Origin of the sequence: Sphingobium sp. YR768 (assembly GCF_900111125.1) — a bacterium.
Lineage (GTDB): Bacteria > Pseudomonadota > Alphaproteobacteria > Sphingomonadales > Sphingomonadaceae > Sphingobium.
In genome coordinates this window covers 1-11,196 of sequence record NZ_FOGE01000056.1, presented here as the reverse complement: position 1 = coordinate 11,196, position 11,196 = coordinate 1, and the positions used below count along the sequence as shown (strand labels likewise).

7 protein-coding genes and 1 pseudogene are annotated in these 11,196 nt (G+C 56.8%); 5 read left to right on the top strand and 3 right to left on the bottom strand.

The window, feature by feature from the left end; genetic code table 11:
• Positions 1 to 430: 430 nt before the first annotated feature.
• Together BMX92_RS25955 and BMX92_RS25950 are read right to left on the bottom strand one after the other, a co-directional pair.
• On the bottom strand, positions 431 to 2,092 hold the full coding sequence (locus tag BMX92_RS25955; RefSeq protein WP_093022411.1) for a glycoside hydrolase family 3 protein: 1,662 nt from the start codon (positions 2,090 to 2,092) through the stop codon (positions 431 to 433).
• Between the two features lie 62 nt (positions 2,093 to 2,154).
• Positions 2,155 to 3,009, bottom strand: coding sequence for a 3-keto-disaccharide hydrolase (locus tag BMX92_RS25950; protein WP_093022407.1), 855 nt, complete (start codon positions 3,007 to 3,009; stop codon positions 2,155 to 2,157).
• A gap of 702 nt (positions 3,010 to 3,711) precedes the next feature.
• Between BMX92_RS25950 and BMX92_RS25945 the strand changes: the two genes are divergently transcribed.
• The 5 genes from BMX92_RS25945 (at position 3,712) to BMX92_RS25925 (ending at position 10,287) form a co-directional block, all read left to right on the top strand.
• Entirely contained in the window at positions 3,712 to 5,991 is a 2,280-nt protein-coding gene (locus BMX92_RS25945; protein WP_093022404.1) for a TonB-dependent receptor, read from the top strand.
• Between the two features lie 155 nt (positions 5,992 to 6,146).
• Positions 6,147 to 7,448, top strand: coding sequence for an MFS transporter (locus tag BMX92_RS25940; RefSeq protein WP_143066917.1), 1,302 nt, complete (start codon positions 6,147 to 6,149; stop codon positions 7,446 to 7,448).
• A 101-nt stretch (positions 7,449 to 7,549) separates the two neighbouring features.
• Positions 7,550 to 8,326: a 2-keto-4-pentenoate hydratase gene (locus BMX92_RS25935; RefSeq protein ID WP_093022398.1), complete on the top strand. Its 777-nt coding sequence runs from the start codon at positions 7,550 to 7,552 to the stop codon at positions 8,324 to 8,326.
• Between the two features lie 129 nt (positions 8,327 to 8,455).
• A complete protein-coding gene (locus BMX92_RS25930) occupies positions 8,456 to 9,487 on the top strand; it encodes a Gfo/Idh/MocA family protein (RefSeq protein ID WP_177185276.1) in 1,032 nt (343 codons plus the stop codon).
• On the top strand, positions 9,484 to 10,287 hold the full coding sequence (locus BMX92_RS25925; RefSeq protein WP_093022392.1) for a hypothetical protein: 804 nt from the start codon (positions 9,484 to 9,486) through the stop codon (positions 10,285 to 10,287). The genes BMX92_RS25930 and BMX92_RS25925 overlap by 4 nt, the downstream gene beginning before the upstream one ends.
• A 213-nt stretch (positions 10,288 to 10,500) precedes the next feature.
• Here BMX92_RS25925 and BMX92_RS27165 read toward each other — a convergent pair.
• Positions 10,501 to 10,656: pseudogene (locus tag BMX92_RS27165) on the bottom strand (IS630 family transposase); the annotation flags it as partial.
• Positions 10,657 to 11,196: the final 540 nt, after the last annotated feature.

Genomic DNA, 11,196 nt, shown 5'->3' with positions numbered 1-11,196 from the left:
CGCAAACCCCAAACCCTTCATCTGGAAAGCCAATCCCGACGACATCATCGCAGCCCGAAACCGAGGGTTCCAAACGTTGGAATCAATCCACTAGGAAGTGTGGCTTGCCGAAGCATTCACAGCACTACACACGATCTTGCCCAGTCCTCGTCCCAGTGCCGGGGCCTCATTAAAAGAGTGCCGTTCCAGGCGCGCCTCGATCAGCATTTCCTCTTCCACGTGGCCAATGCGGTTGCCCCCCAGCGAAAATCGGTGGGCTCCATTTGGCGCGGATTACGACGCCTCGTGTATATTTAGATTGGCACTGAGTTCGCAACTTATCAGTTATAGAAAGCGCAACCGCAGCTACACTACCCACCTGAGGCCAGTGGATGGCATAGAGGCGCGCAAAAGGGTTGTCGTGACAACCGATTTGTGCATGGAACATTACTCAGGACCATCGTTGTGAGGGCAATAGACCCCAAAACGGATCGACCGGGCATTGCCCCCGGAAAGGGACCTGCCCAATCAACGCTTGAAATGCCGCGAACTGTACGTCGGGTACCGCTGAGTAGGCATTGACGAGGGTTCCGCATTCAGGGGCATCGTACAGGTGATAAGGACTGCCGAACGATACCATTAGAGCAGGGATATCGTGCCACAGCCGATAGAGGGTAAGCGGGAAAGCACCGTGAAGTCCGCTCCAATCGGGCTTGAGGCTACCCAGTTTACCGGAAAGACCCTCCTCGGCGACAAGATAGAGTGCGACATCGTAATTGTCATGATTAATTGAATCTCCGGCTTGGTGGACCGTCACCTCAAATCCGTGCTTGATGAACATGTTTGCCAGTTGCAACGGAGGCAATGGACCAGAAGGGCTGTGCCGGTCAGCCACCTGAAGGATGAGCATGCGGGGGTACTTTTCCGGGGTGAGCGGAAGCAGCGTCGGCAGGTCGCGGACAAGAGTGATCGAATCTTCCGCGATCCCCTGTGCCCAGGACTGGTGCGTTTGAAGCGTCCCTTCCGTAAAATCACGGACTGTCGGGGAGGCATGAAGATTTAGCGAGGCCTTGAGGGCCAAGATGCGAAGAACTGCCTCATCCAGCCTCCCGGGCGAGAGGAAGCCATTCTCGAGGCCGTTCTGTATCGACCGGAAATCCTCCTCAAGTCGGTCCGGGAACAGCACCATGTCGCAGCCCGCCTGCAGGCAGGCCGGCATCAGGTCGGTGCGCTTTCCCTGCGACAGGAAACCGACCATCGCCGTCGCATCCGAGACGATAAGGCCCTGGAAGCCCAACTCCTCGCGCAGCATCCTCAGGAGATCGGAGTCCAGGCTGGCCGCACGTCCGGGCGACGTCTGGAACACGGGTAAGGCGATGTGGCCGGCCATCATGGTTTTTACGCCAGCGGTTATGGCCCGGCGATATACTTTCCCAAAGGTTGCCCGCCATTCGTCTGCTGAAAGATCGTTGATGCTGGTCACATAGTGCTGATCGCGCTCGTCCAGTCCGTCGCCCGGCCAATGTTTGGCGCAAGCTGCCATGCCGTTACGCTGGACTGCCTCGATGTACAACTCAGCGGCACGGGACACGCTTTCCTGCGAAGAACCAAATGAGCGAGTGTTGACCACTGAACTGCGGGGATTAAGATCGAGGTCGATGACCGGGGTGAAGGTCCAGTTAAATCCACACCAGGCTCCTTCGACGGCGGCGATTTCGCCCATCTGCTCGATCGCAGCATCCTTCCCTGTCGCGGCGACCCCCATCTGGTTGGTTAACCAAGTTCCATCGGAAAAGCTTCCTTTCTCGGAAAATTCGAGGTCTGCCGAAAGGAGCAGCGGAATCTCGCTCATGGACTGCAACTCCGCGGCATTCGTGCGAAGAACCTCGCGCGAGCGTGAGGGCATTCGATGGATGCCGCCTACCTTCAGCCGCAGCATAGGTGCCATGGCTTCGGGTGAAAGATCGCGCGCAAGGGGAAGGAGCGTCTGCCCGATCTTGTCCTCCTGACTCATGTGCCCGAAAGTGTTGAAGACCCATTGGCATCCAGCATGATCGAGCGAGAAGGGAGAGGCGGCAAGCAGATTGCACCAATATTCAAAGTCTACGCTCATCGGAAGTGCCTCGGGCCAAATGCAGGAATGGAAACGGCGAGATCGATGCAGAGGTTCATGTCCTAGAGTTCAACGACCCTCAGATCACGCCAGCGACACTGCGCCCCACGGCCCCATCTGTTTTCGCCATAATATGGATCGTTGTCATGCACTTCGAGCGCGATATGACCGCGATCGCCGAGCAACTCATGTATGGCCTTTGGATCGTAATTTGGCCAGGAAATGGTCGCAGTGTCGACCTCTGCCACCTTGAGGTCGTTGATCCATGTGGTGATAACGGGCAGTGACCCGACGCACCGGATGCGGAATCGATTCCAGTCGTTCCATTTCCAGATACGCAGAAAGTCTTCGACCTCTGCCGCGTGCGACAGTTGACGGATCTTTTCCTCCGTCACCGGTTCAAGCGATGTCGCTGGATCGTCCGCTTCAAGTCCCACCACGACCCCATCTGCGTCACGCTGACCACGGATTGCGAACGGAACGGCGGCGAAACTGGCGAGGCCATTGCCGAAAAACCCGCCGATCCCGCCGAAATCCCGGTGGTCGAGAAGAACCTGGAAACCCTCCCACCGTTCCCCCTGCCGACGGATCATGATACCAGTGTCCGCAGGAAAATCGGGCCGAGCCTCGAAACTGAGCTCGAAGTCGCCGAATGTATCTTCGGTTATGAGATAGCCACCGTACCCGCTACCGGGAGGGTTTTGTTCTCCAATGATACAGCCATCCTCGACGAACCAGTGTGCAGGGTGCTCCGCGGCATCGGCAGGCGGAGTGAATCCCCGCGCTTCGGCCAGCCAAGCCGGTACTGTCGGGCCGCCCGGATAGAGATCCCCATAGATGCGGGGTATGCTTCGCCATCCATTGAGCGATTGGCCGTCGAATAGCAGGCGTTCATTGCCCTTCGAAGTACTTGACATATAGGGGTTCCCTTAGTGACTAGCTTAGGTCCAGCGTGGCAAGCGGCATTGGGAGCACCGCCAGACCGTTGACCGGCAATCGAAATCCCGTTCATCTGGCTAAGCACAGCAAAGGTTTATCGCTGACCGAAGATGTGTCAACATGTTTTCGGAATTTGAGCTTCGTAATGATCGGCATGTCCTGTTGTCCGTGCGTCCAAATTGATCAGGTGGCGGACTAAGATACAGCGCCCTCAGGCCATTGTATTGGCTTGTGGGGGTCGCGCGGGCACGCAGGAACGCAGCAGCCCAACCGTCGGGAATGAGCCGCGATCAGCCTTGGCACATTATGGCAATATATATACATAAATGGGCATGTGATTGCCGACGAAGCAGACGAGCGAGAAATGTTCGCAATCCAATTCCAGCCGTTATGGCCTATTGTCTTTCCTCTAGCGATCCCGGCGGCAAGCGGGAGGTGAGAGCCCTCTTGATCGATAGAGGAGGTGGAGGGGAGACGAAAAGTCGACTATACTATACAAGTCGCCAAACAACACGGTGCCATAGCTTGGCATATTTTATTTATATGGGATGCCGGTATTCAATATCCATTGCGATGGATTGTAGGGCCATCATTTCATTTCAAAATTCATTCTTATTTTATTTTCTATAATGCTTTTTTTCTATCAATTATTCTAAAAAATCAATTAACGGGAGGGAGTTATGAAAAGAATTATTCCATCAGTCGCCGCGTGTACGTTGGCAGTAGCGAGTGCCCAAATGGCATCCGCCGCTTACGCCCAGGACGTGAGGGCGGGCAAAGCCGAGCAGGATGCGTCAAATTCCAATCAGGCCGCCGAAGACATTGTCGTGACTGCGACTCGTTCTTCAACGATGTTGATGAAAACCCCTGTGGCCGTGACGGCAGTTAGCGGCGACATGGTCACGAAGTCCGGGATTAGCGACCCCACCCGTCTCGCCAGCGAAGTTCCCAATCTTGCCATTTCCCGTACCGGCACTGGGGCTGTATTGCAGATCACTATCCGCGGCGTCACGAGTGGCGATACTTCGGAAAAGGGCGATCCATCCGCTGCATTCCTCATTGATGGCATCTATTTCGCACGCAATGAAGCGCAGGACGTTAGTCTATATGATCTTGAGCGCATTGAGGTGCTTCGCGGGCCGCAGGGAACCCTGTTCGGGCGGAATACCACTGCGGGCGTCGTGCAGATTATCACGAAGAAGCCGAACACCGATGCAGTTTCTGGTTTTATTGACGGAAGCTACGGCAATTTCGGCGCCGTTACCGCATCGGGTGGCGTAAACATTCCGCTGTCGCCGAGCGTCGCTGTACGCGGAAGCGTGAACTATGAGCGGCGTGACTCCTATGTGCGTCCCGGACCCAACTTCACATCGAAGTTGAGCCCGTACCGCGAAAATATCTCGGGAAGATTGTCCGCATTGTTCGATCTGGGCGGCAACGGTGAACTCGTCATTCGTACGGACTATTCGGACATTGGCGGCCATACGCTAAATGCCGTGCCGTTGACCAACCTTTATTCGAACTTCACTACTTCGAATGTTGACCCGATCAATATTGGAGCGCAAAAGTCAATCAAAGACCTGTTCCTGGTTGATCGCACGTTTTCCGGCAGCGTCGAAAGGCGCAATACCTACACGTGGGGCATTTCCGGTGATCTCCAATATTCACTTGGTCCGATCGACATCAACTATCTGGGCGGTTATCGACGCCTCAAATCCAGCCAGGACATTGCCTTCCTAAGGGGAAATGGCGCAACCCTTCAGGGCTATCGTTTCGCGACCTACAGCCAGAATAGTCATGAGTTACGCCTCTCGACCAACAATACAGGGGGCATAAAGGCGCAAGCCGGTTTATATTATTTCAGGGAACAGTCCGACCTCACGCAACCGATCATCGGATTTGTGTCTGCGGTGCCGAATACGACGGGATATGTCTTCACCTTCTTTCGGCCCGAAACCGTTGCGGAAACTTATGCTGCATTCGGTCAGGTCACTTACAACATCACACCCGATCTCCACTTGACTGGCGGTATGCGTTATTCACATGACGACAAGGCTCGCGTCGGCGGGCGAACTGCGCGATGCTCGACTTTAAGTTGTAATCTCCCGACCGACACATCCGTCCCCGACGACGCGGCGGTTAGCTTCGGCCGGCTAACTTGGCGCGTCGGGTTTGACTGGGATGTCAATGCGCGCACTCTCGCATACGCCACGGTATCGACGGGATACAAGGCGGGCGGATTTAACGACGGCTGTGAGATTGGGAAGGGGAGGGGCTGTCTACTCCCTGCCACTGCCCTTTACTACAAGCCTGAAGAGGTTACGTCATACGAGCTTGGCCTGAAGTTCCGCACAGCTGATGATACGCTGCGGATGACGTTGGCGGCATTCCATTATGATTACAGCGATCTGCAGCTGTCGCAGATCATGGACGTGAATGGCCTTCCGACTAACGTAACGACCAATGCCGCTACCGCCAAGATTGACGGGGTTGAACTGGAAGGGACGATTTCGCCCAGTGCGAACGACAAGATCAGCTTGTCTGCTTCTTACCTTGACGCCAGGTACGCCGACTTCGTACCCAACACCGTGGCTTTCCCGCAAGTCAATTTCGCCGGTCGACCTCTCGATCGTTCGCCTAACTGGGCTGTGAGCGCGGGTTACACGCATCGGTTCGACCTGGCTAATGGCGGGAATGTCGAAGCGAATGTCAGGAGCCGGCTGACTGACAAGCAATATCTGATCGGTATCGCAACGCTGAACCAGTTTGGCATCCCGAGCTACACCAACACCGATGTGTCGCTGACCTACAATGCACCCGATAAGAGGTGGTACGTGCAAGCCTTTGGACGCAATCTCGAGAACTCGGTTGTTATGGGTGGCCTTTCGGTCGGCACGTTTGCCACCGCCCAGCTGACGGATCCCAGAACTTATGGGGTTCGGGGCGGCTTCAAGTTCTGATAGATTCGAGGCGTCGGATGCGTACAGCGATACGCATCTGTCGTCCGATCCTCAGGGCGGAAAGCACACGGCGCCATTCAGGGATGCATCCTGTCGCATCCCGCCAGAGCTTCGAAATTTCAGGTAGGCGTCGACGTTGAGTTGGGGAGGCAAAAGTGAACAATTCGCAGGTGAAGTTCTCGAACCAGGGGGGGATTCTGCCCAACAATGACCGGTTAGCATGGCAGGAGACCCGGCCACGCGTAACCGGGCGTTTCATGGCTGCCTATACCGCCGCAACCTTTGCGGCATATACTGCAATCCTGACTCCGGTCATCGTCACCATTGCCTTGAAAGTCAGCCGATTGGCTGACGCAGCAGAAAAGGCGAGCTACCTCGCCAGCGTGCTTGCAATTGGTGCGTTTTGCGCATTGCTTGCGGGGCCGATCTGGGGCGTCATTTCCGACCGGACAACCTTCCGCGGCGGACGTCGCAAACTGTGGATGGTCTTGGGGTGCCTGTTTCTTCTCACCGGCTTGACGACGATGGCATTGAGCACAACGCTAATAGGCTTGGGTATCGGCTGGCTAATCTGCCAGATCGGTGCAAATGCCAATCATTCGGCGCTGAATGCCTTACTGCCCGATTTGGTGCCGCCGCATCAGCAGGGGTGGATGTCCGCCCTGATAGGGGTGGCACCGAACCTGGCCTATCTATCCGCCGCATTTATCACTCAGTTCACGCGCGACAACGATCTTGCAATGTTCCTGGTGCCATGGTTGCCGCTCCCGATTGCTCTTGCGTTCCTGTTTACTTCGTTTGAAGACAAGCCGGCCAGCGCTCGCAGGCCCTTTTCGTGGCAGGACCTTCTTCGGACTTACTGGGTTAGCCCCACGAAGTATCCCGATTTCGCCTGGGCCTTCGTTAGCCGGTTCCTGGTATTCCTCTCTGCCTCGTTCTTCATGTCGTTCCAGCTGTACTACCTGACCGACCACCTCGGCGTCGGCGATGTAGAAGTGGTCGGTCTTCTGTTTTACAGCACTCTCATTACTACCGGCCTGGCAATTTTATTCACTCCCCTCAGCGGCTGGCTGTCCGATCGGACCGGACGGCGCAAGCCCTTTGTCATCGGGGCGGGCGCCTTCGTGGGTGCGGGACTGATCGTGGTCAGCATGGCCACGAACTTCACCGAGTTCCTGCTCGCCGCCGTAATCTACGGCGTCGGCCTCGCCTGCTACCTGTCGGTCGACATCGCGTTGTGTACTGCGGTCTTGCCGGATCCCGAAGGCGCGGCGAAGGACATGGCCCTGATCCACGTCGCCAACAGTCTGCCCCAGTCGCTCGCTCCGACCATCGCACCGGTCTTCTTGGCGATCGGCGAGGCAGCTTCGCCTAATTACGCGGCGCTCTTCACCGCAGCTGCATTGTTCGCCTTTATCGGCGCTAGCGCTATCCTGCCGATCCGGGGGACGCGGTAGTCGTGCTGATTAGGCGGCGAACAGTCTGAATTTGATCCGCATGATGGCGCGCAGTGTATGCGTAAAGCCGCGGGAAAACGCTAACAGCAGGTAACATTTCAATGACGCGCAAACACCAAACCGCTGCGAAGCTCCTACGTAATGCCTATCAGGGCGATGCGCTGCCGCCACTTCGCGACTATTTCCATTCGGACGATGTGGCAACCGCCTACGCGATCCAGGACATCAATACCCGCTATTGGGAAGGCGAGGGCCGCCGGATCGTTGGACGCAAAGCCGGGCTGACGGCAAAAGCTGTGCAGGCCCAATTCGGGGTCGATCAGCCTGATTTCGGCGTACTGTTCGACGATATGCGCATTTCCGATGCCGGACAGCTTGACCCGTCCCGCTGCATCCAGCCCAGGGCGGAAGCGGAAATAGCCTTCGTGCTTGGAGCGGACCTGCCATCTCCGGAAACGACCCAGGACGGTATTGGTGAAGCGATCGCATCGGTTCATGCCGCTATCGAAATTGTGGATTCCCGTATCGCGGACTGGCAGATAACCTTTGCTGACACCGTCGCCGACAATGGGTCGTCGGCATTTTTCGTCCTGTCACACGAAGGCAAGTCGCTCGGCGGGCTAGATCTCTACGCGGCCGGCATGGTTATGGAAGTCAACGGCAGGATCGCATCATTGGGGGCAGGCGCAGCAACAATGGACCACCCGTTGAATGCGGTGGCTTGGCTCGCCCGCACCCTGGCTCTGCGCGGTGAACCGCTCCGCGCAGGAGACATCCTTCTGAGCGGCGCTCTAGGGCCGATCGTACCGCTCAATCCAGGGGATAGCGTGTGCGTCCGCATTGGCGGTGTTGGAAAGTGCAGTTTCCATTATGCCTAGCAGACAGACAAGTGGGGTAGTGGACAGCGTGTGGCGGTTTGTGCCTCGGTTATCTGCAGTGGATTCTCAAGAGGTATTGATGGATGTCGGCAGCCGAGTATTAAGCACCGACGTCAGGAGGGAGCAGAAGTGGCCCACAAAATTGGAGTTGGAATTGTCGGCGCGGGCGTGGTTTCACAGTCGATCCATTTGCCAGTTCTGGCGCGGCGTTGTGACGATTTCGCCGTTGCTGCAATCTGGGACGTCGATCCCGTTGCCAGCGCATTGCTGGCAGAGCGTTGCGGGGCCGGTTCAAGTCTCAGTTTCGAAGACCTATTGAATGATCCGCAGGTCGAAGTATTGGCGATCTGCTCGCCGGTCAGATTTCATGCAGATCAGGTCGTTCGGGGGATGCTCGCAGGAAAGCGCGCGATCCTCTGCGAAAAGCCCCTCGCTACGACGGTCGAGGAAGCAAGGCGTATCAGCGAGGTCGCGAAGGCGACCGGTGTTCCGCTCCTAGTTGGTGCCATGCACGTTTTCGATCCGGCTTGGATCGCCCTGCGCGATCAGGTCGATCTCCTCGCTGCTGGTGCGATCTCGATCAGATCTAATATTGTCCTGCCGCCCAACGCTCGGTTCGAACAATGGGCGAGTGAACTGGACGGCCGGGCCACCGGTCCCGGTCCAAGTCTGCAACCAGAAACGATCAGGTCGGCGGTCCTTCAAGTCGCGATCCACGATCTTCCGTTAATCAGGGCTTTCTTGCCGAAGGGCAGGCAGATCAAGGTGATTGCCGCATCGCTGCACGAACCATTCGGCTACTCAATTTCGGTCGCTTGCGGCGAATGCGTGCTGGATCTCTCCGCACACTTCTATAGCGGTTGGCAGCCCCGCTGGGAACTGGAAGTCGCATCGGCAGCGGTGGCGGTGCATATCGAATTTCCCCCGTCGTTCGTTCATGCCGGTTCGAGTGTCGCGACATCGTGGTCCGGCGGACGGGCGACGGTGCTGGGCCCTTTCGAAGCCAACGGCTACGAGGGGGAATGGAATGCGATCCACACCCTGCTGCGCGGCGAAAATGCAGACATACCGCCGGTTGAGGATATTGTCGGTGATTTTCAACTTGCCTTGGATATTGCGGAACAAGCCTTGACAATACTTGTGAGAGAGTACGAACAATGACAGGCTCGATCACCATCGGCTGCGAAGCAGCACTTACTGGTTACCTTAAAGCCCTGGCGGCAACCTTGCCAAAATCCTTCCGGGCGATCGCCGAGGCCCGAATGGATAAGGTCGACGTCTGGCTGATCGATGGGTCGGGGGCTTGGGCGAATGCCGCCATGGGCTGCGCCGGCAGGGGGAGCGGCAAAATTGTTGTCGTGGTTGACCCGGGAATGGATGATCCGGATTCTATCCGGCAACTGACGGCCGTGATCGAGAAGGGCTCGTCGCGTATCGCGATGATTGAAACATTCCCTGGGAATCCGGCCCTGCCTGGTTTCCTAAGGAACCTGGCCGATTCCGTCTCATATATGCATTTCCAGGCATGGACGACTGGAAACCAAGGTAATGCGGTTCTGTCACAGCTGAGGCTCGCGCGCGCCCTCGGCTTGGAAGATATCAGCCTCAGAGACATATGTGCGCTACCGGACAGTTGCCTGCTCTCCTTTCAGGCGCTCCGTTCTGGTTGCCGCTTGTCACTGCGGTTTCTTGTCACGGCAAGTTCCGCGCTGCCTGCCCGGCATGTCATCCGCGGATACGCTGCGGATGCATTGGCGATCCTGACGGTGTACGACCGCAACACTGCCAGGCCGGCCGAGGCCCTACTGACGGATGCCTCGGGCCAGCATTTACTGCCTGCCATTTACGAGACGGCCCACCGGTTCATGCTGCGCAACCTCGGCAACCAGACCGCCAGCCTTACCGAACTAACCGCATTTGCAGACGATGTTGAATTGACCAGGTCTCTGGGCCTGAATTGAACGCCGCCAGCGCGATCCCGTCTTTCCGCCTACCGGGACGGGGCCAGACTAGAGCGATTTCCAACCGGATGGAATCATCCAGTGACTCAGAAATCGCGTAAAAACAAGAATCTAGAGCAGTCGGTCCGATGCAATCGGAACGGATTATGCTCTAGTATTCACCCCCGGTATTCAATCTGTCTATGGAAAGCCAGACACTAAAGCGTTATCCGATCATTCTGAATCATATCCGCACGAGCTGAAATAATTGGCACATTCCTTTGGCTGGAAGATATCGACGAGTTTGCCGATCAGGTCCCACAGGCCGCGGACGGTGCGCTCTTCGGCCTTGCGCAGCATGGCTTTGAGTTTTGAAAAGGCTTTCTCGATCGTGTGTTCATGATGACTCTCCAGTGCAGATTCCTGTTGAGCTGTTTTGGAGGTCGACGAGCCAGATGCGCTGGGATCCGACCTTGGCCAACCGCCCCTTTTTCCGACCGCGCCGGAGCCAACCGTAAACGGTTTGTCGGTGCGCTCCGATTCGATCGGCATATTCCTGAAGAGTCATTTCGCTCTTGTACCGCCTGGGGATATTATTCGACCAGATAGGACGTGTCGTGCCAAGCCCACGCCGCTGGAGCAGGCGATGGATCATGGGAGCATTGAAGCTATCCTTCTTGGGCGGCGTCCAGCCGTCGGCATTGAGTGCATCGGCGATAGTCTGCACGGTGGCTCCCTGGCTTCTGAGTTCGGTGCTCCGGGCAAGCAGCTTGTCGAAGTGCTCCAGTTGCTCGAACCGTCGGACCGGTCGGGTGAACGCATGTTTCGTCACAGTTGTCATCGGTCGTGCAATTCTCCGCAAAAGTGGGCGCTCCCGCAAATTCGGTGCAGGTGTCATGCCATGATACGCGCCCGGAGTAGGTCGAGGCC

Coding starts and splice junctions, on each gene's coding strand:
- BMX92_RS25955 (WP_093022411.1), bottom strand. CDS start 2,092: ATGAGCGTAGACTTTGAATATTGGTGCAATCTGCTTGCCGCCTCTCCC.
- BMX92_RS25950 (WP_093022407.1), bottom strand. CDS start 3,009: ATGTCAAGTACTTCGAAGGGCAATGAACGCCTGCTATTCGACGGCCAA.
- BMX92_RS25945 (WP_093022404.1), top strand. CDS start 3,712: ATGAAAAGAATTATTCCATCAGTCGCCGCGTGTACGTTGGCAGTAGCG.
- BMX92_RS25935 (WP_093022398.1), top strand. CDS start 7,550: ATGACGCGCAAACACCAAACCGCTGCGAAGCTCCTACGTAATGCCTAT.
- BMX92_RS25925 (WP_093022392.1), top strand. CDS start 9,484: ATGACAGGCTCGATCACCATCGGCTGCGAAGCAGCACTTACTGGTTAC.